General features: G+C 57.0%; 23 protein-coding genes. 7 read left to right on the top strand and 16 right to left on the bottom strand.

Annotation, left to right across the window (positions count from 1 at the left end):
- The 6 genes from M0R30_RS13740 to M0R30_RS13765 form a co-directional block, all read right to left on the bottom strand.
- Positions 1-900, bottom strand: a 900-nt coding sequence (locus tag M0R30_RS13740; protein ID WP_292547886.1) for an N-6 DNA methylase, incomplete at its 3' end; no start/stop codon positions are given.
- An 881-nt stretch (positions 901-1,781) separates the two neighbouring features.
- Positions 1,782-2,411: a hypothetical protein gene (locus tag M0R30_RS13745; protein WP_292547888.1), complete on the bottom strand. Its 630-nt coding sequence runs from the start codon at positions 2,409-2,411 to the stop codon at positions 1,782-1,784.
- The gene (locus tag M0R30_RS13750) at positions 2,408-2,680 is read right to left on the bottom strand and encodes a hypothetical protein (protein ID WP_292547890.1); all 273 of its coding nucleotides are present in this window, start codon (positions 2,678-2,680) and stop codon (positions 2,408-2,410) included. Before M0R30_RS13750 ends, M0R30_RS13745 begins: the two co-directional genes overlap by 4 nt.
- A 142-nt stretch (positions 2,681-2,822) precedes the next feature.
- Entirely contained in the window at positions 2,823-3,506 is a 684-nt protein-coding gene (locus M0R30_RS13755; protein ID WP_292547892.1) for a hypothetical protein, read from the bottom strand.
- A 171-nt stretch (positions 3,507-3,677) separates the two neighbouring features.
- Complete coding sequence (locus M0R30_RS13760) at positions 3,678-3,959, bottom strand: hypothetical protein (RefSeq protein WP_292547894.1); 282 nt, start codon at positions 3,957-3,959, stop codon at positions 3,678-3,680.
- 195 nt (positions 3,960-4,154) lie between these two features.
- Positions 4,155-4,916 carry a winged helix-turn-helix transcriptional regulator gene (locus M0R30_RS13765; RefSeq protein ID WP_292547898.1) on the bottom strand — a complete coding sequence of 254 codons (762 nt, stop codon included), beginning with the start codon at positions 4,914-4,916 and terminating at the stop codon, positions 4,155-4,157.
- Positions 4,917-5,083: 167 nt separating this feature from the next.
- On the opposite strand from M0R30_RS13765, the gene M0R30_RS13770 reads away from it, so the two are divergent.
- Complete coding sequence (locus M0R30_RS13770; protein WP_292547900.1) at positions 5,084-6,448, top strand: hypothetical protein; 1,365 nt, start codon at positions 5,084-5,086, stop codon at positions 6,446-6,448.
- A gap of 7 nt (positions 6,449-6,455) precedes the next feature.
- Entirely contained in the window at positions 6,456-7,844 is a 1,389-nt protein-coding gene (locus tag M0R30_RS13775; protein WP_292547902.1) for a hypothetical protein, read from the top strand.
- 384 nt (positions 7,845-8,228) lie between these two features.
- Here the strand turns inward: M0R30_RS13775 and M0R30_RS13780 are convergent, their stop codons facing one another.
- Together M0R30_RS13780 and M0R30_RS13785 are read right to left on the bottom strand one after the other, a co-directional pair.
- Positions 8,229-8,372 carry a hypothetical protein gene (locus tag M0R30_RS13780; protein ID WP_292547904.1) on the bottom strand — a complete coding sequence of 48 codons (144 nt, stop codon included), beginning with the start codon at positions 8,370-8,372 and terminating at the stop codon, positions 8,229-8,231.
- 346 nt (positions 8,373-8,718) lie between these two features.
- Positions 8,719-9,918 carry a YcdB/YcdC domain-containing protein gene (locus M0R30_RS13785; protein WP_292547906.1) on the bottom strand — a complete coding sequence of 400 codons (1,200 nt, stop codon included), beginning with the start codon at positions 9,916-9,918 and terminating at the stop codon, positions 8,719-8,721.
- Between the two features lie 611 nt (positions 9,919-10,529).
- Between M0R30_RS13785 and M0R30_RS13790 the strand changes: the two genes are divergently transcribed.
- Entirely contained in the window at positions 10,530-12,215 is a 1,686-nt protein-coding gene (locus M0R30_RS13790; RefSeq protein ID WP_292547908.1) for a flippase activity-associated protein Agl23, read from the top strand.
- A 73-nt stretch (positions 12,216-12,288) separates the two neighbouring features.
- On the opposite strand, the gene M0R30_RS13795 is transcribed toward M0R30_RS13790, so the two are convergent.
- From M0R30_RS13795 to M0R30_RS13815, 5 genes are all read right to left on the bottom strand, one after another.
- Entirely contained in the window at positions 12,289-14,355 is a 2,067-nt protein-coding gene (locus M0R30_RS13795) for an acetate--CoA ligase family protein (RefSeq protein WP_292547910.1), read from the bottom strand.
- A 462-nt stretch (positions 14,356-14,817) separates the two neighbouring features.
- Positions 14,818-15,927 (bottom strand): glutamate-cysteine ligase family protein, encoded by a 1,110-nt coding sequence (locus tag M0R30_RS13800; RefSeq protein WP_292547912.1) that lies wholly within the window; start codon positions 15,925-15,927, stop codon positions 14,818-14,820.
- A complete protein-coding gene (locus tag M0R30_RS13805; RefSeq protein WP_292547915.1) occupies positions 15,911-16,414 on the bottom strand; it encodes a YkgJ family cysteine cluster protein in 504 nt (167 codons plus the stop codon). Before M0R30_RS13805 ends, M0R30_RS13800 begins: the two co-directional genes overlap by 17 nt.
- A gap of 4 nt (positions 16,415-16,418) precedes the next feature.
- Positions 16,419-17,291, bottom strand: a complete 873-nt coding sequence (locus M0R30_RS13810; RefSeq protein ID WP_292547916.1) for a RimK family alpha-L-glutamate ligase — start codon at positions 17,289-17,291, stop codon at positions 16,419-16,421.
- A complete protein-coding gene (locus tag M0R30_RS13815; RefSeq protein ID WP_292547918.1) occupies positions 17,288-18,088 on the bottom strand; it encodes a RimK-like ATPgrasp N-terminal domain-containing protein in 801 nt (266 codons plus the stop codon). Before M0R30_RS13815 ends, M0R30_RS13810 begins: the two co-directional genes overlap by 4 nt.
- 393 nt (positions 18,089-18,481) lie before the next feature.
- Here M0R30_RS13815 and M0R30_RS13820 point away from each other — a divergent pair, with 393 nt between their 5' ends.
- Complete coding sequence (locus M0R30_RS13820) at positions 18,482-19,036, top strand: CBS domain-containing protein (RefSeq protein WP_292547920.1); 555 nt, start codon at positions 18,482-18,484, stop codon at positions 19,034-19,036.
- Positions 19,037-19,284: 248 nt separating this feature from the next.
- Here M0R30_RS13820 and tpiA read toward each other — a convergent pair whose 3' ends face one another.
- From tpiA to M0R30_RS13835, 3 genes are all read right to left on the bottom strand, one after another.
- A complete protein-coding gene (gene tpiA, locus M0R30_RS13825; protein ID WP_292547922.1) occupies positions 19,285-19,953 on the bottom strand; it encodes a triose-phosphate isomerase in 669 nt (222 codons plus the stop codon).
- A gap of 342 nt (positions 19,954-20,295) precedes the next feature.
- Positions 20,296-22,944, bottom strand: coding sequence for a U32 family peptidase (locus M0R30_RS13830; protein WP_292547924.1), 2,649 nt, complete (start codon positions 22,942-22,944; stop codon positions 20,296-20,298).
- Positions 22,941-23,492 (bottom strand): small multi-drug export protein, encoded by a 552-nt coding sequence (locus M0R30_RS13835; protein WP_292547926.1) that lies wholly within the window; start codon positions 23,490-23,492, stop codon positions 22,941-22,943. Before M0R30_RS13835 ends, M0R30_RS13830 begins: the two co-directional genes overlap by 4 nt.
- Positions 23,493-23,589: 97 nt before the next feature.
- On the opposite strand from M0R30_RS13835, the gene M0R30_RS13840 reads away from it, so the two are divergent.
- The 3 genes from M0R30_RS13840 (at position 23,590) to M0R30_RS13850 (ending at position 26,883) form a co-directional block, all read left to right on the top strand.
- Complete coding sequence (locus M0R30_RS13840) at positions 23,590-24,222, top strand: type I 3-dehydroquinate dehydratase (RefSeq protein ID WP_292547928.1); 633 nt, start codon at positions 23,590-23,592, stop codon at positions 24,220-24,222.
- A 350-nt stretch (positions 24,223-24,572) separates the two neighbouring features.
- On the top strand, positions 24,573-25,838 hold the full coding sequence (locus M0R30_RS13845; protein ID WP_292547930.1) for an ATP-binding protein: 1,266 nt from the start codon (positions 24,573-24,575) through the stop codon (positions 25,836-25,838).
- 538 nt (positions 25,839-26,376) lie between these two features.
- Entirely contained in the window at positions 26,377-26,883 is a 507-nt protein-coding gene (locus M0R30_RS13850; RefSeq protein ID WP_292547932.1) for a hypothetical protein, read from the top strand.
- Positions 26,884-26,900 lie beyond the last annotated feature (17 nt).

Raw genomic sequence — 26,900 nt, forward strand, 5'->3', positions numbered from 1 at the left:
CTCCTGGTATTGGGTGAACTGTCGATCATAGCTCACACTGATCAACGTTTTTCCATCAGGTTTTGGCGGGGCACTCGTTGCGTGGAATATGATATTTTCCTGAAGGATCTCGTCATTAACGAACACGTCCTTCCGGGTTTCAAAGAGATGAAGCCAGTCAAGAGTGAGAGTATTGACTAACCATCGGCGTATTTTTGAATAGTAGAGTCCGGAGCAGAAGCTTCTCGGAGTGATGAATACCATTTCGCCGGTTTCATTCAGCAACATTCCGGAAAGAAGCATAAAGAATGCATAGATGTTCGGCTGGCCGTAAACGTACTGTTGAAGTGCGAGGGCTTCCGGAGAAGATTTATTCAATTTGTAGTAGGGAGGATTTGAAATTACCAGATCGTATCTCGTTTTCAGATCAAGGGAATAGACAGTCCAGCCATCGCGAGTTTCGACTTTTGCATGGTGCAGGATAAAATCATTCTCGAAAATCTGATAATCCACCGAACAACCCAGCTCATTCAGCGCGGTCTTGCAGGCTTCTAACGTTGACTGGAGAAACGGTAATACCGTCTTGTCATTCTCATATACATGGATTGTAATATCGAGATTCCGGCGATTTTCCTGAATAAATCGATCACAAATTGCTGCAACCAATATTCCGGTTCCAGCGCCAGGATCTAAAATTCTTATTTTGTTGTTCTGCGGTGAGAATAACCCCGCCATGAACGACGCGATTTTGGGAGGTGTGAAGATCTGGCCTTTGAGTTTTCTACCTGTAACGGGATTCACTTCACAATATAGTTTCGTCTGGTTGTTGGCAAATTCAACAAGATTTTCAAAATTATTTTTTTCCGTTGAGTAGGGATATAGAGTCGGTTTATTCTGATTTTTTGAAATTATGGAGGTCATAGCCGATTCTCACAAATAATTACGGAGTTGGATATGATAGATTCTTGTTTGTGGCCTTATTCATTTTTTCCAATCTGCTTACAATGGCCCTCCCTTCAGCAAAGGTTAAGCCCCCCGTCTAATAGAGTACTATTCAGCCCAAAGGCCCAAGGGCGGGAGTGAGGAATGGTCAATTTCATCCAGAGTGCAAATGCCAGGATTGTAGTATGATCCCTTGCAAAATCCATAGCAGCGTAAAGAACCAACCGGGTCCATCCCCCCATCCATCCTCTCTTCGGCATGTTTCAAAAATGCAGGGAAGATCCGATAAAACTGTCAGATCGTCCCGGTTCTCCGACGTGCGAGTGGTTCATCAGAAAGGTGAGGGGATACATTGTGCCCCCTCACCTCCGCGAGATTTTCAATCTCACGAACCATGAGGATGAGAAGAATTCAAAGAATTCTTCGACGTGCGAGTGGTATGTCAGAACCATGAGGATGAGAAGAATTCAAAGAATTCTTCGACGTGCGAGTGGTATGTCAGAACCATGAGGATGAGAAGAATTCAAAGAATTCTTCGACGTAAAACGCCGAACCCCGCCAGAACCCCCCTGGCGACCGCCGGGCCCCGGATCACAACCCCCCACAACCCAAACCTCATCTCCCTGCCCGATCCTCGATTAAAACAAGCTCTAAACAGGCCGGTTTTTCTCCTCGCAAAACCCCCGGATACGCAAACCGGGCTAATAACGGGATTTTCCGTGAGACTCCCCGCAAAAACCCCCGAAACAGGCCGGTCGCTGAAATCCCGAAAGAGTGAAACGGGGCTCGATACGGGCCCGGATGGGTCATTTTTACCGATCCGGGCAGGTGAGAGTACTGATAGTTGAAAAAAGAGGTTGTTATCCTCCCTCGTCGGAAGAGGGGGCAGGTCCCACCGGGGATAGTCCCGGCAGACTCGCCCTGGCCGGTGCGGAATCCGGTATCAGGGCTGGTTCAGATGCCGGTACAGAATCCGTTCCGGAATCCGGTTCGGGATCCGGTACAGGTGTCGGTGAGGGATCCAATACCGGGGCCGGTACAGAATCTGGTACAGGTTCCGGTGCAGAATCCGGTAACCGGGCTGGTACGGAATCCGGCACCGGCACAGGTGCAGGAGCCGGAACCCTGACATCCTCGTTCAGGAGAGGCGTCCCGTCCGCCCGGATCTCGATGACCCGGTCGTCAAGGATCCGGAAGTACTGCCAGGTCCCCCACGGACTGAGGAGCCAGAGTTCGCGGGCGACAACGCCGTTCAGCGGCACCCTCCGGAGCCGGAGGATGTCCAGCCGGTACTCCGCAGCGCAGTCTTCCGGGCTTGTGAGGTGCACCCGCGTCCTGCGGACCTGGACAAAGACCGTGAGGCCGGCACAGAAGAGGATGAACCGGAACCGGGCTTCCCGAAGCAGGTTGCGGTCCAGGGCAGTCCCCCGCGCTGTGGCATTCGTTATCGCCTCCCGGATCGCTTCCCGGGGCTCCGGTCCGGGAGTCATGCCGGGCACCCCCGGTGCCGGCCGGCTGCGGCGGGTTTACGGGTTGTGTCCCGGACATTGGGAAACGCGACCGCCACCGTTACCCGTGACGCAAGCTCGCGGGGCACCGGCTTTGTCCTCACGGTCACGTTGAAGTGGTGCCAGTGCGTCCTCCGGATACTGATCCGGTGCACGGCATCGCCCCAGTCCCGGATCTGCCGGGCTACGGCCTGCGGGAGCAGGTGAAGCGGGATCCCGCTCACGGTTCGCGACCGGGATTTTTTCACCATAGCGCTCCCTTTGCTTCGCGCCGGATCAGCCGTTTGTTGCACCGCCCGATCTTGCAGATGAGACGGTCCGGCAACCGGTCCGGAATGTCTGCAAGAAGGTTCAGGAAATTTCTCCATTTCGTTGGCAGGCCGTGATGGAGTTTCAGACATATCCCTCCGGGTTATCGGTCGTGGGCGTTTGTGCCGGGGCTGCCGGGTCCGTTGCGCCGAGCTTCTGTCCGGGCGCCCCGACCCGTTCCTGGAGCCCGGCAATCTGTTCCTGGAGCTCGGTGATCTGCTGCCGGAGGTCGGCGATGTCGAGGAAGAGTTTCTCTTCTGCCAGGTCCTGATGCCCGACGATCGAGCAGATGAGATCGCGGAACGCGGTCTCGTACGGGCGGAGGGTAACGCCCGACGTGGGATTGTCGAGTTCCTTATCCACCCGTTTCCGTGTCTTTGCGGCATCTCCCCCGGTGGATCCCGGCGAAGAGTAATGGAGTTCCGTCTTCCGGAAGACCGATCTCTTCGCATGGGATTTTGCCCCCTCCTCCGGCACGTGCTTTTGTGCCCACCGGAGTTCGTCATCGTCCCGTCCGGCACATACTGCACCTGACGGTACATGGTCGCATTGCGATACTTCGCGGGACGGTCCGGAAAGGCCGGTGCTTCGAAGTTCGGCCTCCAGCCTCACTTCTCTTCGCAGAGGTTTTCCGGAAACCTCTTCGTTTCGAAGTCCGGCTGGTGACCTCGCTTCTCTTTGCCGGGGTTTTTTAAAACCCTCTCCGGTTCCCCGCTGCCGGGTCCAGTCGGATCCTGCGGTAGTAGTCTCTTGCTTTTTTTCGGTCATATGGTTCAGGTTATTGGATTTTTTTCACAGGCGATACGGGAGGCATCCGCTCCGCTCGTTCGATCGTGCATTGGAACCGGCATCCGGCCCGTATGGCACTGCATCCCGGGGACGGCAGGAAAAAACCGTCAGTTCGTGGAAGCACGCGCCATGCCGGCTGCCGGCAGGCGATTATATTTGCGTAAGTACGCGGAGGCCAACTGCGGTCCCGGGAACTGCCGGGAAAATCCCACAACCGGTGACATCAGCGTTGCCACGGGTTACGAATCCAGATGAACCGGGAAGATGGCCCGGATCGCCTTCCGGACCGGGAAGGCGGATTGTATATCCTATCATGGCACAGAGCAGTACAACCCAGATGACGAGCACGGACGCGGTCCGCTCAGCTTCATGGAGCGGCCGGCCGAGGCCCATGATCTTCAACGTCAGAGGATTGCAGATGTCCGCGAGCATTGTGATTATTCTAAGGAAGTAAAAATCCAATATATACTTGTTGGTATTATTTGTAAACGAAATAATTTCCGGCGGATAATTAAAGGCAATACGGGGCCGGATGGATATAACCCCGGGGTTCTGGGATCGAACCGCGGAGAGGAGGGAACCGGCATCCTGCGCAATCGTCCGGATCCGGTCTTCCCCGTCCCCACCTCACTGCAGTTCATCGATAACCTTCGCCGCAAGAGGGGTCAACCGGTAGCGGACATTCCTCCCCACCATTACTGATGTGATGAGCCGGGCTTCACAGAGCCGGCGCATATGCCACGACACCGTGGAACCGGTAGTTTCCAGCATCTCTGCAATATCATGCCGCGATGCATCGGGTAACGAGGACAGGAATGTACAAATCGTGAGGTTCCTGCGGTTCCGCAACCGGGCAATCGCATCCATTTCCGTATCAGAAAATTTCCCTGCATTCTGGAAATAACAGATACTGTTATTCATTGAAAAGGCTACGACAAGCCTCTCACGGCAGAGGACTCCCAAGTGATAGTACAATGTCCCGCGGTTTACCGGAAGACTCTGCATTATCCCGGCGAACCCGGACCCCGGGTTCGCTACGATATGGTGATAAATCCGCATCCGGCAATCGTTTTCAAACACTTCAGTTTTCCGGATTCTCCGGAAATTCAGGACCACAAACCCTGCACACGATATAAGGATCTCCACAGGTATGAGGCAGAACGGCAGGAATACCGCAGTAAATACCAGGAGCATCGCTGCCGGCGGGACCTGCCATACGTCCACCGGGACCGGGAGTTTTGCTTCACCAGTCGGGGGATTGTCTGACCAGGGCAGGACTGAATGGGGATGTGTATATGCTGATGCAGGAACAACGAGAAGGACCAGGCAGGCAGCCACCAGGAAAAAAACCGGCACATATCCTATGGTGATCCTTTTTGAAAAATCCACGAACATTACCTGAAAAGATGAACGGGCCGGTATTTTATATAAGTTCTGTGAGAACACTCAACCTGTCCATGCACTCCGTTTTATCCGGTGAGATCTCTCACAGAAATCACTTATATGCACGCTTCCTACGCTCACTCGTAACAGGATAAAAAAGGACGTGTGAAACGATGAAAATACCTACTACGGCACGAGCTCCCCTCCTGCTCCTTTTAGGAGTAGTGTTGCTCTGTATCAGCCCGGTATCTGCAACATCCCCGGTTGTCATCGATCCCGTACCCGGGAACCTGATGACCGGATCAATCATTGAGATCTCCGGATCTACGACTCTCCCTGTGGGGACAAACCTGCACTATGAGTTCTCACGCGAGGCAGCAGAAACCGGGAAGGTCAAGTATGGCGAATATTCCGGCGCGGGAGGAATAATCCCGGTTGAAAAGGGAGCTGTCGGCCAGGTCTGGAAAGTCCCGATCCTTACCGAAGGCTACGCGCCGGCGGAATATACCTTCCGGATCGGAAAAGAGGGAAGCGATGATCGTGTTTCCGTGCAGGTGCGGCTGATTGCGGGGGACGGGACCCCTGTGCCAACGCCCGTAGCGACGCAGAAGACCACGTGCGGGGAGTTTACCTCGCCGGTATATATCTCACCCGGCGGGACGTTAGCGGTCAAAACCACGCCGGACCTCAACACCCGGTGCAATATTCTCGCAAAGGGGGCTTCCCTGACGATAAGCGTTACAACACAACCCGGTAACCGTGTCGGCATCTGGATCACCAATGGTTTTCCGGTAAACCGGCTTACCCGGTACCAGGCGATCTCAGCGGACGGATCGGGGAAGGCTGAATATACTCTCCCGAATACTACCGAATGGAGATCCGGCCAGTATTTCATCTTTGTCGTGGATGGGGGAACAGCCGTAAAAGTCGTTCCTGATGAAAAGGAGCCATCCGCATACATTCCGGCCGATGAACTGGAAGCGAAACTGAAGGTCTATGAAAAGCAGAATCCTTACCAGAAATTCATGATCCTTCTTGAAGAACCCGTGATACAGATGAATGAAATTCCCGATGCGGTTTCCGGAACGCCAGTTGAGATCTCAGGGACAACGAACCTGAATGCCGGAACGCTTCTCGATACCGGGATTTTTCCTCCGGATATCGATCGTATGAACCAACCGGCGTCCACGGTTCCCGCCATCCCCGTTACCGACGGGACTGTCGGACGTGGTTCGTGGCATGCCGTAATCGACACTTCCGACCTTCCTCCCGGTGAATACATTGTGAAGGTCCGGACCGGTTCCACGGAGGCTGTCAGGATTATGGTTCTCTATGACGGTCTCTACGATCCTGGTAGTTCTCCGGCAGGAACACTTATCGCAAAGACCTATAGTGTCGATCCGGAAACAAAGACCGTCATCACCGGTACTCCTGCCAGCGAAGCAGGATTTCCGGCAGATCCCGGGATACTGGTCGTGGTATCTGCGGCCGGGATTATCGTACTTGTCCTGGTTGTCAATACCCTCAGGAAAAAATGAGGAGACCATGAAAGCGGGAATAGTTGTTTTTTTGATCCTTCTCTCCCTCATTTTGTGTACCGTTCCGTGTTCCGGGGCGGATTCGTTCGATGCCTACCTTGTGGCAAAGGGCGATTCCGAAAAGTACAATGCCATTGCCTGTGATGACGGGAATGTGGCATGGGTCGAGTACGAGGCGGGGCCGGGTTCCGGGAATTATTCCCGGGCTGTCTACCGGTACAATATTTCGGGCGGAAGAAAGGAACTGGTGATCCGTGACACGTCCTGGAAACGTGACCTTGCATTCTCCGGGGACCGGTATGTCTGGAGCGACGGCCGGGGCATCTTCCTGTACGATGAGGAACAGGAAAAACTCACATTTTTATATTCTTCCGGCAGCGACCAGTACTCCCCGGCTATTGACGGGAATACGGTCCTCTGGGTGGAAACAAGCGAACGGGAATATTTCCTGGTGGTGTACGACGTGATTTCAGGAACACACCGCACCGTGGTATCATCAACCGGATCCCTGGGCGATCCGGCAATTTCCGGCAACAGGGTTGTGTACAGTGAAGCCGGGCTCACCCATGACCGGATCATGCTCCTGGACATCACCACGGGAGAAAAGACCGTGCTGTGCGACGAGCCGGGCTCCCGTGCGATGCCTGCAATCGACGGGGACCGTGTTGTCTGGATCGACGGGCGCAACGGGCCGTACCAGGTATTTCTCCATGACCTGAAGAGCGGGGAAGCGAGACCGGTAAGTCCCTCGGATTCGTTCCAGATGTATCCTGATATTTCCGGTAACCTGGTTGTCTGGGAGGACTACCGGAATTCACCGGCAGGTTCGCGGGATTTCCGGGGGAACGGGGATATCCGGCTGTATGACCGGAATACGAATATGACCAGAATCGTGGCGGAAGGTCCGTTTTCCCTGGAGTTCCCGAGAGTATCCGGGGAGTATGTCGTCTGGTCTGACGGTCGCAATGATGCGCATGATATCTTCTTATACCATTATTCAGGGAACCGCACACACACCATTTTGGGAATAGGGGATGGAACCGGCTATTCTGCCACACCTACTGTCGTCCCCACGCCGGACACCAGGGTCCGGTATTACAGCACCATTTCAGACAATGAAATTGAATGGTACTCGCTCGAACCTCCAGTGAGCGATAAGGAAATCTCTTTTGAACTTCGGTGGAATGATCCAGCTTCCTCGCTGTCGCTGACGCTTGTGAGCCCGGGTGGCTCGACCTGGCATTTTTCTGATGCTGATGATTCCCGGACAGACCGGGCCGTCCGCATGACTATTTCCGGAGTCAGCGGGGAATATCTCGAACCGGGAAAGTGGACCGTGGCGGTAGCGGGAGATTCGGTTAAAGATACGGTCCCTTATGACCTGTGCTGGTACTGACAGGAATGAGTAAGACATAATAGCAGTGAATTCCAGTCATCAGCCCTCAATTGAATGCATTCATCCTGATAAGAAGCCCTAACCCGGTATGAATAACCGATACTGCGATAAAAGATTCCATTTTCTGTGCTGCACAAAATTCTGCAAGACAGCAGATTGTAAAAAAATTTACCATAAAACACGGAGTCGCTCCTGCATAGTACCTGATTTTGCAACTGTCCTATCTTGAAATAATTTTACAAAATATTCAATAAACTGAGCAAGCCCACCCCCTTCTGGGATCGCTCGGCCGAGTCGAAGTTTTACTTCTCCAATCGACCCTCTCTGATGCGACGGCCGATTCCTGTCGGGGCTTCGCTGGGCAAGAATGCTGTTTGAAACCTTTCATTTTAATCGGGAGTCAAGGGGGCGCACCCCTTGGGCTGTCTTCGCAGTCTCGGACAGCGAGACGAGAAGATGCGCAGCATCTTCTCCGCCCTCGAAGAATCCTTCGGGTTCTTCTGCGTCCTCATGATCCTGTTGGACCATTCGGACTCCCCCTCTGGGGACCGACCGAAGGGAGGTTGCAGAAGAACGCGTTAGCGTTCTTCGAAGAGAGAGGGGGTCACCATCGTAATTGGAAAAATTTTAAGCTGCCAGACGTGGTTTTACCTGGCTGCCACGTAGTGAAATGAATTCGGGATATCACAGCCCAATTTTTGCAACCGCAGCGATCAGTAATGAGATATCTCCGGCACCAGGGACCCGGCTCCGGACCTCGTGCTGCCCGTCCGCACACGGATCCAGCATTACGCATTATACTGGCCAGCACCAGTATTGATTAAAAAAAGATCTGAATCTGCTGACAGCCGGATGATTCGTGACAATGAAGGGATTAGTGCCGGTAATACATATCCATCAGGGTCCCATTCTGCGCATCAACCCACCCGGTTGCCGGGTTCGGCCACTGCTGCGCCCGGATAAATTCATCATCGAACTGCACCTTCCAGGCAAGCGGGATACTCCCGGGCGCCGGAACGACCTTGTCGGGATTATGGAAATCCTTCCACCGGAGTTCTGCGGAGACGATCTCCAGGCTGGCGATGGATGCCGGATAGATGGTTGCCGCTTCCTGCTCAATGGTTTTTATTGCGGCATCCTTTGTTATTGCAGGTTTTGACGATGCGGTCACGGCGTTCTCCGGAAGGCTCCATGACTTGCGGTATTCGATGACGTTTCCTGCAACCGAATCGACCACGATCGTAAAGCCGTCGCTGTCGCAGGGAACATTTTGGATAACCCGGTGATAGACAAAGACATATCTTCCGGCAATCTTTTCCCCGGGCATGCCGAGTGGGTCCAGCCGGGAATCGGAGAGGACGATTGGTATAACCCCGTTGCGTTCCTCAATTTCCCGGTCGGCCACCTGCTGTGCAGCATCAATGGTGATTGACGGATTTTCCGGTCGCCCCATCCGTGTGACACCAATCGCATAGGTACTGAGCTCGCCGGTATCCGGATCAAGACTGCCATGGACAAGTTCCCTGTCATCCTTGTACAGGTAGAATTCCCAGGACCGGACATACTGTGTCCCGTCAACGTACTGTATCCTGACCCGGTCAATAGTCCACGTGGGAAATGCCTGGCGGGCACGGAGTTTTGCCTGGTCTATGGTGATCCCTGCTGTCTCCTGCAGGGGGGAATAGAGATCGCCGGTTTCAGCATCGATGAAGACCGTTGTATTCTTTTCATAGGGGGAAGATGCTGCCGGTACCATGGCAAATTCATACAGGATTTTCCCGGGATACAGCCCGGTCAGGTTGACCGTGACGATGGAATACCCCATGGAATACTCTTCCTGCACACGTGTTGTTGCCTCATCCCGGGTGATTTTTGCCGAGAGCGGGGAATCCGGGGAATGGATTGCCCGGGGAGTCGATGCTACCGGGGGGATCGGTGTCCCGACGGTCTGGTTCGCTGGCAGTTGATGTTCGGGAGCAGTATTGAGAGATTGCAATGCGAAGACAATACCGGTCCCGGCCACGATACAGATGATGACACAAGCGATCAGGATCGGTTTTTTTTCCAGTTCCATAAAAATCACACACCCCGTCTGTTTTTCATGATCCGGATATATCCGGTGGATATAACAGATCAATGACTATCATGTCTTTTTTGGAGTTTAAACGAATTCTGTGACAAAAATCTACCAGTCATGGGTTGTCCGGTTGTCGAAGATTGCAGATGCTTTATCGGATTGCCTGTTCATCACCGGAAGGAATAGTATACTTTACGATGGAAGCGCCGGTTGCGTTGAGATCAGGACTGTTTACCACAATATACCTGTAATCATCCCGAAAATCTGTTGAGCTGTCACCGGATCCACGACCCGGGCCAGCACCAGCCCGGCCATCCCGATGAAAAATTTCCAGAACATTTTCCTGGCCCGCTCGTTCTTTCCGAGGAAAAGACGGATAACGGCATTATAATATATTAACCTAGAAATTCAAAATTCGTAGGAATGGCGAATCAAAAACGAATTCAATTTTTTAAAACAATCACCGGTTCGTTTTTGAGGAATGATCATTGGGCAAAATCTCTGGCCCGGGATTTATTATGGGTCATAGCAACAGTTGGTAGTATAGCGCTCGTCCTTGTTTATCCCGTGTGTGCCAGGACCATTCTCCGGTTACGGGGAGGTATATCATGACACGCTCCCGCACCACCTACGCCCTGGCTTTCATCCTCATCCTCGCATTCATCCTCCGCTTCTGGCAGCTTGACCTCAAACTGCTTCACCATGACGAAGCGATCCATTCCTGGTTCTGCTACGAGCTCCTGACCCGGGGTGTATGGCAGTACGACCCCAGTTACCACGGGCCGTTCCTCTATTACGTGACCACGGGCATATTTGCCCTGATCGGTCCGTCGGACTTTGCAGCCCGGTTGCTCCCGTCGCTCTTCGGCCTCGCCATCATCCCGCTCGTGTACGCGATTTACCGGATCGGGTACATCAGTAAAAACCAGATGCTGGTTGCCGCTCTCCTCATTGCCATATCGCCGGACATGGTCTATTTCTCCCGCTTCCTCCGGCACGATATTTTCATGCTCTTTTTCACCATGCTTCTCCTTGTCGCGATCCTGTACTACGTTGAGCGGGGCCAGACGAGATTTGCCGTGCTCGCCGCTATTGCGGCAGCAGGTGCGCTCTGCTGTAAGGAGGAGATGCCAGTCATCATCATTATTTTTGCCGTCTTCTTTGCGTTTTCAGCATGGAAAGGACGATTTACGCTTCCCCTGAAGTGGAGGGCCGACCTCATGCTCTTTGTCATCCTCGTGGTCGCGATCATGAGCGTGCTGTACTCGGCGTTCTTCAACCATGCTGATACCCTGGTCGGCCAGAACTTCAGCATCGTCACGCAGGGCGTGCACTTCGAGGCGAACACGACCGGCTGGTACCAGGCCATCGATCACTGGACGGGCATGCACAACCAGCAGCGGCTCGGCGGCCCGGTGTATTACTACATCCCGCTCTTCCTGCTCTACGAGCTCCCAATCTTTATCCTCGCCCTGGTCGGGACCATCAAGTTCATGACCGTAGGGCTTCACCCGGTGCTCTTTTTTAAGAAGGTGAAGAGCTGGCTCCGGGAGCGCCGCTTTGCCCTTCCCGTAAACGAGACGGTGGCAGTCAGCCTGCAGCAGCTGCGGGACAGAAAAGAAGTCCGCGGGAAATCCGAGTGGTTCTTCCGCTTCTGTATCGTCTGGATGATCGGCACGATGGCCTTCTATGCCTTTGTCGGGGAGAAGGTTCCCTGGCTCATCATCGCCCAGCTGCTGCCGATGTGCTTTATTGCGACCTATACGCTGAACTGGCAGAAGACGGCGTTTGCGCTTGCGGGCTGCGTCTTCCTCATCGTTATGACCTGGCATGTCGCATTCGTCCCGGTTGACATCAACGAACCAATCGTCCAGGTCCAGAACTCTGAGGATTTGAGGGAGGTCATGGGGCTGATGGACAATTCCAGCGTCATCGTGATCGCGTCCCAGCACTGCTGGCCCCTCCCGTGGTATTACCGGGGTGACACGTGGAACAAGAAGGTCAAATTCTACGGGAACATCACCGATGTCGATACCATAATCGAGAAGGACCCCGGCGTGATCATCCTCCACGATACGGAGAGTTATCCCTCTATTCCGGGATATACGAAGAAGACCTGCAAGCTCAGTTACTGGTTCTCGTTCGATAACAACGAGAAGCGGTTGCCGGAGTACTACTTGCACCGCGACGGGAAGATGGAAAGCATCAACATCGATGTCTTTACACCGCTTCCTGCGTATACACTCTCTTCAGATGAAAAACCGGCCGGTGTACTTCCGGTCAATATAACGTAATTTTCGGGATCCGGGGCACGATGGCGTCGTCGTTCATCGTATCGGCAGAATTTTTCCGGTACTTCCCCACACTCTACCCGTGCCGGCACTCCGGCGTATCCGCACTGCACCGGTGCCGGCAGACATTTCCCACCGCCCTGAACGCGTCCTCGAGGTCCGGGAAGTTCGGGATCTGCGAGTCCCGCAGGATGCGCAGCGGGGTCTTCATGCTGTCGCCGCCGATCATGCAGCCGACGATCATCTTGTGGGTGTGCTTCGAGAACCGGACGATCTCGTTTGCCACCCGGATCGGGTCGGAGAGTGCGGACGGCACCGCGATCACGAACGCGATGTCCCAGAGATCCTGGTGCCGGATCATGATGTCGAACGTGCGGGCGAAGCGGTCGGCGCTGGAGTCCCCGACCATGTCGATGGGGTTCTCGCGGCTCCAGTTTGCCGGGAGCACGGCATCCAGTTCGCCGATAAGCTCTTGCGAGAACTCAACGATGCCGATGCCGAACCGCTCGGCATAATCGGACGAGAGGACGGCAAACCCCCCGGCATTCGTGATTACGATCGCCCGTGTGCCCCGGGGATACCCTTCGGACGAGAGCAGCTCGGCAGTCTCGAACGCCTCCCGGATGGAGCTGACCGGGATGACCCCGGCCTGGTGAAATGCCGCCATGTAGACCTCATGACTCCCGGCAAGGGAGCCCGTGTGCGACGATGCGGCTTTCTGCCCGATCCGGGATGAACCCGCCTTGATGGCAACAACGGGTTTTGTCAGGGACACTCGCCGGACGGTATCCATGAACCGGGTGCCGAACCGGATCTGCTCGATATAGAGGATGATGGCACGGGTATCGGGATCGCTCCCTGCATACCGGATAAAGTCCTCGAACGTGAGGTCGGACTGGTTGCCCACGCTGATCACGGCCGAGAACCCGATCTCCTCGGGGAGGCTCCAGTCCACGATGGTCGTGATGATCGCGCCGCTCTGGGAGATAAACGCGATCCTGCCGGGTTTTGGCGAGACCGGGTCGAAGGTGGTATTGATCCCCTTGTGCGGGAGCATGAGGCCAAGGCAGTTGGGGCCCATGACCCGCATGCCATACTTTTGCGCCGTTGCAAGGATCTCCTCTTCGAGCCGGCTCCCTTCAGGACCCCCCTCCCGGAAACCCGACGAGATGATGATGGCAAGCGGCACTTCTTTCTGTCCGGCCTCTTTGATGACTCCCGGAACGCCGGGAGCCGGGATCGCGATCACGGCGAGGTCAACGTTTCCCGGGATGGATGCGAGGTCCGGGTATGCAACCCTGCCGAGTACCATGGGCGCTTTGGGGTTGACCGGGTAGAGGGCACCGGGGAATGTGAGCAGGTTCCGGCAGATCGCGTACCCGACCTTGTTCGGGTCCTGCGACGCCCCGACAACGGCAATGGAATGGATATCGAGCAGGCCTTCGGGCATGTTCCGGACCAGTACGCCGGGAGTCGTGGCGGGGGCATCGTCCCGGTAGAAACGGGCATCCACGGCGCAGGCCCCTTTCCCGTACAGGACCAGGGGGTTGATATCGAACTCGCTGATATGTGGGTCGGAGAGGAAGAATGCGGCAACCGAGCCGATGATTGCGACCAGCGCGGCTTCGTCCCGTGCCGGTTCGTCCCGGTACCCGGTGATGAGACGGTACCCTTTGAGTTCCCGGACCATCGCCCGGATCTCGTTCTCGTCAATGGGGAGGACACGGATGGAGACATCCCGCAGCAGCTCGACCATCTTACCCCCGAGCCCGACCGTGATGACCCTGCCGAATGCCGGGTCGGTCTTTCCCCCGATGATCAGCTCCAGCCCGGGCGCCATCTGCTGCTCCACCATGATCCCCGAGACCTTCGCAACGGGATTGTGGGCGGCCACGCTTCGGGTGATCCGGTCGAATGCTTCACGGGCTTCCGTTGCGGAACGTATCCCCGTGACAACGCCCCCGGCATCGCTCTTGTGGACGATATCCGGTGAGACGATCTTCATCACCACCGGGTATCCCATCGTATCGGCAGCCTGTGCGGCATCGTCCCGCGAACCAGTGATCGTGTGCTTAGGCACGGGGATCGAAAGGGTGGACAGCAGTGCATACCCTTCGGCTTCGGATAGTAATGTCCTTGTCATCGCAAACGGTCCTGATAGAGAGTGGTATGGAACCGTTATTAATGCTGATGGGTAATGGACTATTTCAGCCCCTAAATCCAAGAAGGATTTACGGAGTGAAAAATAGTAAAAATTTCATGCCCAAAATGTAATGCGAAAACGTACATCCACTTTGGACCGGAAAACACTGACGCTTCAGGGGCTTCGCTCGAAGAATTTATACAGATTCTTCTCGAAAGAATCATCGCTGATACGAAGATTCTTTCCCCGCCGCTATGGTGCCCCGGTTGCGATAGTGCTGTAGTATTACCTGAATCGGGATTTTCGGTAATACAGAGGAATCGCATGCGCCCCCGCCCCCAATGGGGGCAGGGCTGGCGCAAGGGGGGCGGACTATTGTTAGAGCTAGAGGTTAGGGGCAAGATTGGCACTTTGCCTATTCTGATTATTGGTTACACAACGATTGTGTCAATAACTGCCGCTTCACAACCCGTACGACCGGTTTGTCCTCAGGCATTCCGCCATCTCCGATAGTATCGGCGTGAGCTCCTCGCCCTTCGAGATCCGCTCGCTCATCAATTCTGCAAGAGACCCCCGGTCAATCCGCTCCCGTATGACCGGAAGGTAATGTCGCTCATCCACCGTCGCATGCCGCCATGCCGCATCGTACAGCTGCCCAAGCTCCTCCCTCATACCGGCAGTCCCGTCCCGGATCGCCACCTCCGTCAGCGCCAGCAGGGCGTCCTGGTCCGTCTCAACCGGCAGCGAGCGGCAGCGCAGGAGCGACCGGATGAATGCGCAGACCGCCATGTCGGAATGGACCGACTCCTGTTCGTCAAGGGCCTTGATCTCGAGGCACTTGCGGGAGAAGCGTATGATGATCCCCCCGGAGTTGACCCATTCTTCGCAGAGGATATCAGCACCCCGTGACCGGAGCTCGGAGAAGATCTCCTCCTGCTCCATGCGGTAATCCCCCACCGACCCGATCGTATCCGGCACGATCCGGTTGCAGATGAGGGGGATCTCCTTCTGGTTCCCGCGGTAGTACACGAGGCGGTTGTCGCAGGTCCCGGTCAACTCCCCTTCGACCACGGGGGACGATGCAGTCACCGCGATAAGATACGGGAGCAGGGTGCGGAGCGTGTTGTACATGGCCACGAGTTCCCTGCTGCTCCGGTAGGAGAGGTTGACCTGGAGGGCCTGGATGTTCAGCCAGCCGTGCTGGCGGATATCGAAGAGCCGGTCGTACGCCTCGTAATACTCGCCCTCGTCATGGTCCCAGACTGTAATATCGTCAAGCCGGGCGGTCGGGTGCATGCCCAGGCCGAGGAGCCGGTACTGGCCGGAAAAGAGGTGGCTGAATTTTGCCAGCCCTTTTGTGAGCTGTGTTTCCAGCTGGGCAAGGTCCTCTGCGGGCGAACGCGGGACCATCTCGAGCACGGTCTTCTGGAGTTCCTTTCCCAGCGTGACGTCCCCGAACAGGATCTCGCTCTCGTACCTCCCGCAGATTGTCTTCAGGATCCGGTCGGAGACCGGCAGGGCATGGAACTCCCGGTCATTGATGGAGAACTCGTGTTCAGTGCCGGTGGTCATGGGAATATACTCTCGGGATCTCCGCCACTTTCTCGGTCTCCGGCTCTTCGATCCGGCAGATCGCTGCAATCTCCTCTTCGGTCAGGTCCGAGACAAGATGCGAAATGCTCTGCACGGCAAGGGCATACTGCTGGTCGTAGGCCTCCGGCACGTCCCTGAGGAGCCGGACCAGCGGGCAGATCGTCTCAAATTTCAGGAAAATCCCGATCACGTCGCCCTTCACATCAAAGGTGAAGGGACCGGCCCGGCAGGTCTCGGGCTTAATTGTGTGGATGCCGCATTTGCCCCCGTTCCAGAGCGAACAGGTCCCGTCAGCCCGGGTCCTGATGTAACGGTACCCGTCCCGCTCAAATGCATTGTCCGGCAGTCCCCCGGCAACCAGCCGCTGGTAACAGCGTTCTGATACCGGGGGGTGCGCATCATTGCAGCAGTGCCCGCCGCAGGCAAGACAGATAGCCTCGGCGCGGATAATCCAGTCCTCGGTCATGGTATCACGCAGCAAACAGGTGGTCAACGATCTGGTCGAAGACACGGGGATAGCAGTCATCCTCCCCGCTCTCGATCGACGGGTTGTCGTTCACTTCGATCACGTAGGCATCGCCGTTGGTGTTCTTTATGTCCACGCCATACAGGCCCCGGCCAATCGCATTGGCCGCATCGATGCCGAGCCTGATCACGTGGGGAGGGACATCCCGCTCCGGTACGCTCTCGACCCCGCAGTAGACCACGTGCCCGTTGACCGAGGCCTGGATCTTGAACGTGACCGACGGGATGGTATACTTGCAGACGTACAGGAGCTTCCCGTCAAGCACGCCGACCCGCCAGTCATATTTGCTCCCGATATACTGCTGGACCACGATCCAGTCCGACAGGTGGATGAACCGGTGGGCGACCTGGAAGAACCCGGCGATATCGCTCACCTTCTCCACGCGGAGCGAGAAGGACGTCGAGGGCTCCTTGATGATGAGCGGGGTGCCCAGTTCATCGAAGAGGCGGGTCACGCATTCGACGTTGAGGTCCTGCTTTGAGAGGAAGACGGTCTTCGGGAGCGCGACACCGCTGCGGATCAGGTGCGAGTACATGTTGATCTTGTCCGAGCAGACCTGGATGGACTGCGGGTCATCGATCACCGGGATGCCGTGGAAGCTCGCCATCCGGGCGGCAACGTACGTGACGTTCATCGGGTCTGTCCGTGCCCGGATGAAGAGGGCGTCCATCTTCTTGATCTTGGCAATGTCCACCGGGAAGATGAAGTCCACGCCATGCCCCTTGTTCTCGGCCACGTCCCGGCACCGGATGAGGGCGCCCAGCTGCTCCGCGTTCGAGAGCGTTTTCCGGTCAACGAAGATCCCAAGCCGGCTCATAGGAACTCCTGGTGCGAGAGGTGTGCCGAGAGGAGCGTGCGTTCATCGGCGGAGAGCCCGGAATACCGGGTGGGCGAGAGGGACGAGAGGAGGTACCGTTCCCCGCACTTCACGTAGACGATGGTGACAAGCGGGACCTCAAAGAGCCCGTACACGGCCCGCGCAATATCGGCTGCCTCCCGGCAGGCCCCGGCGGTCTTCCCGAAGATCGACGTGCATGACCCGATCTCCGCGCCGGTCTCCAGCTTCTGGTAGCAGAAGGGATATTTCCCCTTGTTGGTGATGTGCTTGATCACCTCTTTTGCGCTCTCGTGGTCGTGGATGACCGTGTGGTCCGCTGTCGTGGCAAAATAGTTCAGGCCGTAGACAACGGACGGGAGCGGGGCATAGCCCTGCGAGATCCCCCACTCGCAGACCGGGATGCCGGCAAGGTGCGCCCGTTCCAGGCAGATCGGGACCACGCAGGCATCGAGCACGGCAGCGCTGGACGGCCGCACGTTGCGTCCCTCCAGTTCGTGCCGGAGGATCAGGTAGTACGACTCGGTCTTGTACGCATAGTTCTCGCTGACAATATGGTATGCATCGTCCTGCCGGACGGTAAAGAGCGTGTCGCGGGTAATGGCCGCTTCCCGCCGTGCAAGGTTCCGGTGGTTTGGCCTCTTTTGTCCCGGCAGTGCCGGGGCTGCAATTTCCGGGCCCGCATCGCCAGGGGGCCGGACGAGCGGGACGCAGGACGGGACGCCCGCAATGGTATTCCGGAATATACCCGGGGGGGCGGCACCCGGAAGGTTGTTCATGGCGGCACCCGCCCGTACGGCCGGGGATGTGCGTTCATCATCAGGTATACCCCGGAAACACGGTCCGGTACCACAAAAAGGGAAGAGAACAGCCGATGGTTCTCTTCATCATCGTCGCTTTCCAAAGACTCTGCCATAGAGAACACTAATCCAACATCATAGCATTGGATTATCGTTACCAGCTATTGCGACCAGGTATTTAAAAGAATTTTGCTCACCAGCACCAACCGGAAGCGGTCCGGAAAAAATGACTGCCGATCATAAATGGGGGCTGTACTTACCATGTTCCCACCGGGTCCCGCTCATGTAACCATCATCATTTATTAACGACAAGGGGCCGGGACCCGGGTGAGGATAAGGTTGATAACTTTCTATCACCATCAGTAATCAGCAATGCACGTACCAACTCCGGAAGAGCTCCGCACGCGCCGCGAGGCGCTTGGCCTGAAGCAGACCGAGCTTGCCCGGCGTGCCGGCATCAGCCAGTCCATGGTGGCGCGGATCGAGGCGGGCAACGTGGACCCCCGCGTCAGCACGCTCAACAAGATCATTGTCGTCCTCAACACCGCGGAACCCCGGAAGATCCGTGCCATGCAGATCATGCACACGCCCGTGCTCTCGGTCCAGCCACAGGACGCGATCAGCCGTGCCGTGGAGATCATCGAGAAGAACAACATCTCCCAGTTACCGGTCATCGAGCGGGGCGTCCCGGTTGGGTGCATATCGGAGTCCGTGATCGTCAAGGCAATCGAGCAGCAGCGCCTGCACAAGACCCACCTCTTCTTTGTCAGGGACTTCATGGAGCCGGGCTTTCCCACGGTGCCCCCCGACATGGACGTCGAGACAGTGGTCAATATCCTGCAGCAGAACCATGCGGTGCTCGTGGTCGAGGGCCGGCTCGTGCGGGGAGTAATTACCAAGCACGACCTGATCTCGCTCATCGTTTAGGGCAATTATTTTTAATCTCTTTTCGGCCTCGTACGGCAGCGACACAAATCTTTATATGGTATATGATTAACGGTTACTTAACGTGGCAATTATGCCCCGGTTAGGTGTTTTTCATGGCAGAAGAGACAACGGAAATCAGCACGATGACTGTGATCGGGATTGGAGTTGTGATATTCCTGGTGATCGTTGGGGTATGGTACCTGTTCCTGAAGTGACCGTTGTCACGGAAGGATAAAAACGAAAAAATTTCAGAGTTTTGATACAAGGTCGCGGAGTACTGCGGCCGGCTCTTTTGATTTTACCACACCTGATGCAAGAAGCACGCCATCGGTCCCGAGGTCAACGGCGATCTTCACGCATTCCCCGGTCTGGATCCCTGCCCCGGTGAGCACCTTCACCTTCGGGCTGACCGCGTGGACCGCGGCAACGGACTTTTTAATGATCTCCGGGTTTGCCTTTGAGACCGAGACCCCGCTCCCGATCAGTTCCGGCGGCTCGATGGCCACGTAATCCGGGACGAGTGCCGCCGCCCCGGCGCTCGTGGTCTCGTTGTTCGAGCAGATCACGGAGATGAGCTTGTGTGCCTGCAGGCCGCGGACGGACGCCTCGATCTCCGCAAGGGTCAGGCGCCGCTCGGAATGGTTGATGAGGGAGCCCGCCGCCCCGGCCGCCTTGATCGCGTCCACCGTGATATGCCCGGTGTTTGCCCCGGGTTCGCACCCGTCGACGTGCTGGGCATACACGGGAATGGAAAAATGGTGGCAGAGCGGGTGGAGGTCGATATACCCCGGTGCGATGCCGATGGTGACGCCGCTCTCCTGCGCAACGATCTGTGCGGCCTGTGCGATCATGTGGGCACGGTTGCCGGTCCCTTCCCGGTAGGTCTTTAAGTTTACCAGAATCAGTGGTGATGTCATACCAGTTTCTCCGCAACTATCCGGTGGTGGATGAGTAATTACTCCTTTCCATTGAGGAATGATGAATATTTGGGCTCTGTACAAATCCTTCTCATAATGCACTCAGTGGAATTACGAATGTGACCCCCTCTCTCCCCCAAGGGGGGAGGCAGCCCAAGGGGGCAAGCCCCCTTGACCCCCCGTTTTCATTTTTTTCAAGGCTCGCATACGGTTAAGTTCCACGGGGCGAGGGTCGGCAGACCCCGAGCGCCCGTGGCTCCATCCCTATCTAACACTATCCCACACAGGTTTTCTACAGAGCCAATATTTGGAATTGATAACAGGCCAGCGGAGTGCCCACTGTTACTCCCTGAGCCCCCGGATAAAATGGCCGGCCGTGATACCCCCGATGGCGATCTCTTTTACCCTCTCTTTCAGCTGCCCGAGTTCCTCGTCGCGGGCTTTCCCCGTTTTGGTCTGCACGACGCGAAGGGCCTCGCGGTAGAGCGGGACGATTGTTCCCGCGTACGCCGGGGGACGCCAGCGTGCGTCAATGGCGATGTCCGTGATCCCGGCATCGCGGATGGTCGGGAGATGGTCGATGAGACAGAGCTCGGCCGCGTTGGCAATATGGGTCCGGCAGGTGCCATCGCCGTGGATCGGAAAGACCCGGCCGGTCTCGTCGCGTATGCCGGTGAACTCTGGGTCGGGCATTGTTTCCTTTCCCCTGCTCTCGGGTTTGCAGTGCCGGACAATGCGGGAGATGCAGTCTTCGGTGACGAGCGCCTCGCTGTTCCCTTGGACGATGAGGGAAAATTCCGGTGCCTCTCCTTGTGCCCCGGCAGGGTTTGTCAGTGTGGCGATCTCATCTCGGGAGAGTTCCGGTGAGAGCGTGAGCATCCCGTACCGGGGTGCTCCCCGTGTCGCGGCCGCGTTGTTGAAGATATTGAGGCCAACAGATCCATGCAGCGTGATATCGGGTACGGCACGGAGCACCGCATGGGATGTGCCATGGTTCTCCGACATGCACGTGACCGGCCCGCTCTCGTGCAGGGACACCAGTTCCGGCATAACCTGGTCCAGTTCCCTGTCGTGCACGATACGGGGGAGCTTCCAGACGAAGAGCGCCCCGGCATTTTTGCAGATGTCCCGTGCCGCAGCGAGCTGCGAACGGAGTGACGGACCCCCCGGCACATCGCCCTCACAGAGGTGCCGTGCGGAGAGGAGCGGGGGTTCGAAATAGACGGTCCCGGCACCGGCATCCGAGGCCGCTTTCACGCCCTCCACCGAACTGGTGTAAACAGAAATGCAGAGACTACCCGAGCGTCGGGTGCCTGCTGGCGGGGAGATGTCAGCGGACGGGAGTGATCCTACCTGCAGGCTGTCACGCACATGCCCGATCTCTTCCGGTGCCGGGCGGGATGCCTCGTCCAGCTTCTCCCCGGCAACCCGGAAGAACTCGCGCCGCAGCTCGTTTAGGAGCGCCATGGGTGCAAAGAGCTGGCCATCGTACGTGATGGAACACTTCCGGACAATAAACGGGGTGCCCCCGGTCTTCCGGAACTGCTCTTCCATCTGGTCCCGTGTCAGGGGGTAGGTCCGTGCCGGCTCCAGACGATGCGGGGGCACGAACGATACCGGGACCTGCACCCCGTCCGGCCGGGCGATGGCGCCTTCAAACCGGAATAAACCTTCAGGACTGACCGTGACATCGATGTCAACCGGCAGTGGCCGAAGCAGCTCCGGGGAAGGCTTTGCCATGATCCGCTTTGCCCGTGCCTCGAGATCGCGGGAGGAGGTGATATAGACGAGGGCGCCGTCCGGCACCGGTCCCGGGAGGGGCAGGGTATACCCGCCGCGTACCTCTTGTGGTGCCGTGTTCAGCGCGAACCCCCGGTCGAACGACGGTCTCTCCGGGTGCGTGATGAGGACCCCGTCGCCCGTGACCGGGACAACGGGAATGGCAGGCCGCACCCATGCCGTCGCGGTCCTCGGGTCATGGCGTTCGACCCGTCCGACCAGGAGGCCCCGGTTGTCAGGGGCGTCTTGTCCCATCAGCCGTTCGTACCGGTTGCCGAAGAGGTAGCCGGACGTGAACCCCCGGTTGAACGCGAGCAGGAGATCGCGGTACGCTTCTTCCGATGGCTTCCATCTCCCGGCGGCGATCGCATCGAGCGCCCTCCGGTACGTGGAGACCACGATGGCCACGTATTCCGGGGATTTCATCCGGCCCTCGATCTTCAGCGATACGACCGGGGAACGCACGAGTTCCGGCAGGTGCCGGTACGTAGAGAGGTCTTTTGGCGAGAGCAGGTACTTCTCCTTCAGCGGCACGTCCGACAGCTGCTTCGGCCTGCCATACTCATCCGTCTCCCCGTGCACGAACGTATACGGCTTCCGGCACGGCTGGGCGCACATGCCCCTGTTCCCGCTCCTCCCTCCGATCACGGACGAGAGGAGGCACTGGCCGGAGTACCCGTAGCAGAGGGCCCCGTGGGCAAAGACCTCGAGGCCTACACCGGTGTCCTTTGTCTCTTCCGCAACCCGCTTCACCTCATCAAGCGAAAGTTCACGGGCAAGGACGACCCGGGAAAAGCCGCGTTCATGTGCCCAGCGCACACCGTCCGTGTTATGGATTGTCATCTGGGTGGAGGCGTGGATGACGAGACCGGGAATGTGTTCATGTGCAAGGGCAGCAAGGCCGGTGTCCTGGATGAGGACTGCGTCCACGCCAAGGGAGTACAGCCATGCGAGGTACTTCATCGCGCCGGCCAGTTCCCGGTCATGGACCAGGGTATTGACCGTCACGTACACGCGGATGCCCCACGCGTGCGCATACTTCACGGCCTCCCCCATCTCCGCATCGGAGAAGTTTGCGGCAAACTTCCGGGCGCCGAACCGCTTCCCGCTCAGGTAGACTGCGTCCGCCCCGGCCGCAACCGCGGCACGGAACGCTTCCGGTGAACCGGCCGGGGCGAGGAGTTCGGGCAGGGCCGGGCGCTGTAATGTCATGGGAGCACCAGTCCCGGGAGGTACACCTGGAACAGTCCGGTGGTGAGTGAGATCGTGATGATGAGGGCAATGCAATAACCGGCAAGGGTGACGAGGAGCGCGTGGTCTTCCCGCCAGCCAAGCACCCACGAGGCAGGCGCGTTGACGTAGACCCCGAGCAGGACCACGCCGGGGAAGAGGGCGAGGATGCCGTACCGTTCGACACTTGCTGACTGGTGGACGTACTGCCGGGACTTTTCCAAAAACCTCATCGCGGGTTCATACGTGTGGCCGATCGTATCGAAGATGTCGAAGAGGCCAAGGAAGATCCCGGTCTCGGTGCACATCAGGACGTAGAAGACAAAGAGCGGGGAGAGGCCGAGCGCGAGGCCGACCGGCGCCGCCCCGTACTCGATTACGAGGCCGCTCCCGATGAGGGCGAGCGTGGGGGCGAGGGGGATCCCAAAGAGCAGGACCGGGACGAGGGGGAGGATGACGGCAACGAGCACGCCGCGTCCGAGCGCTGCCACGATGTGCCTCAAGAATGTCTGCCGGTCCCAGGGTTCCATTATTGTCTTTTATGTTGAGCCGGCGTGGCATAAAACGTATCTTTCCCGGTGGCGTGGGGCGCATCTTTTTGTTGACCGCCTCCCAACCATCAGGTACATGAAGATCGTTGCTGCACTGACCGATCCCACGCATGCCGCGATGGCACAGGAGCAGGGCGCCGACCTTGTTGAACTCCGGGTCGACCTGTACGAAGGCGACGTGGTGCAGCAGGTGAAGGACGCAAAGGCGGCCTGCTCCCTCCCCGTCATCATCACGCTCCGCTCCGCACAGGAAGGCGGGCGGTTCTTTGGCACCGCGGACGAGTGGATGGAGCGGCTCGAAGCGCTCATCCCGTTTGCGGATTACATCGATGTCGAGCAGCCCTTTGCGCAGCACGCCCCTGAGATTCGCAACGCGGGAAAGAAGATCATCGCCTCGCACCACGCGGGCCTGATGGTGCCGCTCTACATCCTCTTTGTCATGGAACGCGAGCTCCGGGCATTCGGCGACATCCCCAAGATTGTCGTGACCCCGCAGAACAACGAGGACATCATCGAGCTCATGTCGTTCACGCAGGCCGCGAACAAGCCGATCTGTACCGGTGTGATGGGTTCGCAGTTCCGGCACGCCCGGGCCCTGCTGCCCCTCTTCGGCTCCGAGTTCGTGTACTGCCATACCGGCGACCCGACTGCCGAGGGGCAGTATTCCATCGGGGAGTTCGTGCAGCTGAGGAAGATGCTGGGCGTCTGAACACCCGCGGCCCCCGTCGCTGGTGCGGATTCTGGGGCTTCTCCACCGACGTAAAACCGGCGATCTCCCATCTGCCCTGTCCCTCTCTTTTGGTGCTGCCCCCTTCCCGGGCACGATATCGCCCCACCGGATGCGAATAACCACGGTTTTTCACAGGGCGATTTTCAGCAGCAAATCAGATAAAAATAAAAACTGAGTTTATAGAAGATCTGCCATCCTGCGTATGGTAAATGGGGTTTTCGAAAGGGTTTTCCGACCGGAAGGTAATCATGATTTTACACAATATTACACAATCGTAATAGGCAATTTTATCTATTTTCATCTACTATATTTAATCAGATAGTGGAATTATGACCGTCCGTGACATCATCCTTGTCCAGCAGCGGGATCTGCAGAAGGCACTGGCCGAGACGTATATCGAGCGGGAGACATCGATTGCCGGGTCCGGCACACCTCTCATCAAGGTGATCATCGGCCCGCGCCGGGCCGGCAAGTCGTTCTTTGCCATCCACCATCTTGCCGGGAGCGACAGCCGGGCGTTCGGGTACGTCAACTTCGATGACGAACGGCTCACCGGTCTTGCGGATTACGATGAGATTGTTGCAGCAGTGGACTCGGTGTACAACAAGCCGAAGGCCCTGCTCCTTGATGAAATCCAGAACCTCCCCCAGTGGGAGCTCTTTGTCAACCGCCTCGCCCGGCAGGGATACGATCTCGTCATCACCGGCAGCAACTCGAACTTACTCAGCGCGGAGCTCTCCACGCACCTCACCGGTCGCTACCTTCAGACCGTCATCCTGCCCTTCTCGTTTGGCGAGTATCTCCGGCTCACTCCCCACGAGCTCACTACGCAGGAGAAAGTATCGGCACTCACGGAGTACGCTGAGGGTGGCGGGTACCCGGAACCCCTCGTGAAAAAATTCCCGTCCCGCGAATACCTTGCAACGCTCTTCGATTCCATCGTGTACAAGGACATTGTGAAACGCTTCCGCATCCGCTCGGTGCAGGGGATCGAGGACCTTTCCCTTTACCTTCTCTCCAACATCGCCTCGGAGTATTCCTACGGCTCGCTCGCACGGGTCACCCGGAGCAAAAGTGCGATGACCGTCCAGAAATATCTCGGGTACCTTGAGGAGGCCTTTCTCTTCTTCTCGCTCTCCCGCTTCTCGTTCAAGGTGCGGGAACAGGTTGCGGCCAACAAGAAGATTTACTGCACGGACACCGGGTTTGTTGCCGCAAAAGCGTTCCGCTTCTCGGAGAACCGGGGAAAGTTGTACGAGAACCTCGTTGCCATCGCGCTCTGGAAACTCCGGTTGCAGGGCAGCGCATCGGTCTTTTACTGGAAGAACGCCCGGCAGGAGGAAGTGGACTTTGTGATGCAGCAGGATGGCCGGGTCACGGCGCTCATCCAGGTCTGTGCAGACCTGCAGGATGAGAAGACCCGGTCCCGCGAGGTACGGGCACTCCTGAAAGCATCGCGTGAGCTCCACTGCGATAACCTTGTCATCCTGTCGGAACGCGAGGAGAAGACTGAGACTGCCGAATGGTTCGGCATGCAGGGGATGGTCCGGTACGTGCCGCTCTGGAAGTGGCTGGAGAGGCCGGAGGCCGGGTAGAATAATCCGGTAGATCCTTCATGTACTCGGTGGAATTCTATGCTCGGTTGAAACCATTTTTTTGCTCTGTAGAAATCCTCTTTCGCAAAGATGGGGGTTGATGCCCCCATACTCCTTTGGGACAACTGCCGCCGCCCCAAAAGGGCGGGTCGGAGAATCCTTATGGATTCCTCGAAGACCTGCGGTCTTCTCATGTCTCAAGTCTGAAGACTTTCAACATTCTCCCGTCTCATTCCTGCGGAATTCTACGCCCCGCGGCGGCCTCAATTACCTGTCATCCTTGCAGCCCTGAAAATTTTCTTTTTTTTAAGAAAGGGTAATACGTCGTCATCGCATATGGGGGTGCCACGAGCGTGCGGGGATAGAATCTTCGCATCAGCGATGATTCTTTCGAGAAGAATTTTTACAAATTCTTCGAACGAAGCCCCGAGAGCGTCACAATGCAAATTAAATAATTTCTACAGAACAGAATGTTAAAAAAAGTACCAATAAACTCCAATCACAACTCCTAATAGGAAAAAACCACAAGCACTACGGCATGAAGCATTCCCTCATTGCAATCACAGCGCTCGCAGTCCTTTCCTGCGTGCTCATTTCAGGCTGCACTTCGGATAACGAGGCGGCTCCCGCAGCAACCCCGGTGCTGACCCCCGACCTCACGTTCCCCCCGACGACCGCCGCACCGGCCACAACGACTGTTGCCGTGGCCACGACAACGGCGAACCCGGATAACGGGCCGATCCAGGTCATGCCAACTGCCCAGCAGATAAATCTTGAACTTACAAAAGACCGCCCGACGTCAAAGATCTCGCTGCTCTACCAGGGCGGCCCGGGAGAGATGTTCACCCAGAAGATCAGCCTGCACATGTATGGCACCGATGGCACGTACGTGGAATCCGTGATGAACGATGGCAAGAAGCCGATCCCCGGCAATGAGATTATCGTGCAGGGCACCCGTGACGGCGACCGGTGCGTGGTGTATGTCCAGTCAGCCGGGACCACATACAAAGTAATGGACGAGCAGGTCTTCGCTGCCCGTATCTGAAAAAAATATTTCTTCCT

It is taken from the genome of Methanoregula sp., assembly GCF_023227875.1.
Taxonomy (GTDB): domain Archaea; phylum Halobacteriota; class Methanomicrobia; order Methanomicrobiales; family Methanospirillaceae; genus Methanoregula.

What these genes read in the sequence shown, in the direction of transcription:
- M0R30_RS13745 (WP_292547888.1), bottom strand. Translation starts at nt 2,411, where the DNA reads ATGACTCCCGGACCGGAGCCCCGGGAAGCGATCCGGGAGGCGATAACG.
- M0R30_RS13750 (WP_292547890.1), bottom strand. Translation starts at nt 2,680, where the DNA reads ATGGTGAAAAAATCCCGGTCGCGAACCGTGAGCGGGATCCCGCTTCAC.
- M0R30_RS13755 (WP_292547892.1), bottom strand. Translation starts at nt 3,506, where the DNA reads ATGACCGAAAAAAAGCAAGAGACTACTACCGCAGGATCCGACTGGACC.
- M0R30_RS13760 (WP_292547894.1), bottom strand. Translation starts at nt 3,959, where the DNA reads ATGCTCGCGGACATCTGCAATCCTCTGACGTTGAAGATCATGGGCCTC.
- M0R30_RS13770 (WP_292547900.1), top strand. Translation starts at nt 5,084, where the DNA reads ATGAAAATACCTACTACGGCACGAGCTCCCCTCCTGCTCCTTTTAGGA.
- M0R30_RS13775 (WP_292547902.1), top strand. Translation starts at nt 6,456, where the DNA reads ATGAAAGCGGGAATAGTTGTTTTTTTGATCCTTCTCTCCCTCATTTTG.
- M0R30_RS13780 (WP_292547904.1), bottom strand. Translation starts at nt 8,372, where the DNA reads ATGGTCCAACAGGATCATGAGGACGCAGAAGAACCCGAAGGATTCTTC.
- M0R30_RS13785 (WP_292547906.1), bottom strand. Translation starts at nt 9,918, where the DNA reads ATGGAACTGGAAAAAAAACCGATCCTGATCGCTTGTGTCATCATCTGT.
- M0R30_RS13790 (WP_292547908.1), top strand. Translation starts at nt 10,530, where the DNA reads ATGACACGCTCCCGCACCACCTACGCCCTGGCTTTCATCCTCATCCTC.
- M0R30_RS13795 (WP_292547910.1), bottom strand. Translation starts at nt 14,355, where the DNA reads ATGACAAGGACATTACTATCCGAAGCCGAAGGGTATGCACTGCTGTCC.
- M0R30_RS13800 (WP_292547912.1), bottom strand. Translation starts at nt 15,927, where the DNA reads ATGACCACCGGCACTGAACACGAGTTCTCCATCAATGACCGGGAGTTC.
- M0R30_RS13805 (WP_292547915.1), bottom strand. Translation starts at nt 16,414, where the DNA reads ATGACCGAGGACTGGATTATCCGCGCCGAGGCTATCTGTCTTGCCTGC.
- M0R30_RS13810 (WP_292547916.1), bottom strand. Translation starts at nt 17,291, where the DNA reads ATGAGCCGGCTTGGGATCTTCGTTGACCGGAAAACGCTCTCGAACGCG.
- M0R30_RS13815 (WP_292547918.1), bottom strand. Translation starts at nt 18,088, where the DNA reads ATGAACAACCTTCCGGGTGCCGCCCCCCCGGGTATATTCCGGAATACC.
- M0R30_RS13820 (WP_292547920.1), top strand. Translation starts at nt 18,482, where the DNA reads ATGCACGTACCAACTCCGGAAGAGCTCCGCACGCGCCGCGAGGCGCTT.
- tpiA (WP_292547922.1), bottom strand. Translation starts at nt 19,953, where the DNA reads ATGACATCACCACTGATTCTGGTAAACTTAAAGACCTACCGGGAAGGG.
- M0R30_RS13830 (WP_292547924.1), bottom strand. Translation starts at nt 22,944, where the DNA reads ATGACATTACAGCGCCCGGCCCTGCCCGAACTCCTCGCCCCGGCCGGT.
- M0R30_RS13835 (WP_292547926.1), bottom strand. Translation starts at nt 23,492, where the DNA reads ATGGAACCCTGGGACCGGCAGACATTCTTGAGGCACATCGTGGCAGCG.
- M0R30_RS13840 (WP_292547928.1), top strand. Translation starts at nt 23,590, where the DNA reads ATGAAGATCGTTGCTGCACTGACCGATCCCACGCATGCCGCGATGGCA.
- M0R30_RS13845 (WP_292547930.1), top strand. Translation starts at nt 24,573, where the DNA reads ATGACCGTCCGTGACATCATCCTTGTCCAGCAGCGGGATCTGCAGAAG.
- M0R30_RS13850 (WP_292547932.1), top strand. Translation starts at nt 26,377, where the DNA reads ATGAAGCATTCCCTCATTGCAATCACAGCGCTCGCAGTCCTTTCCTGC.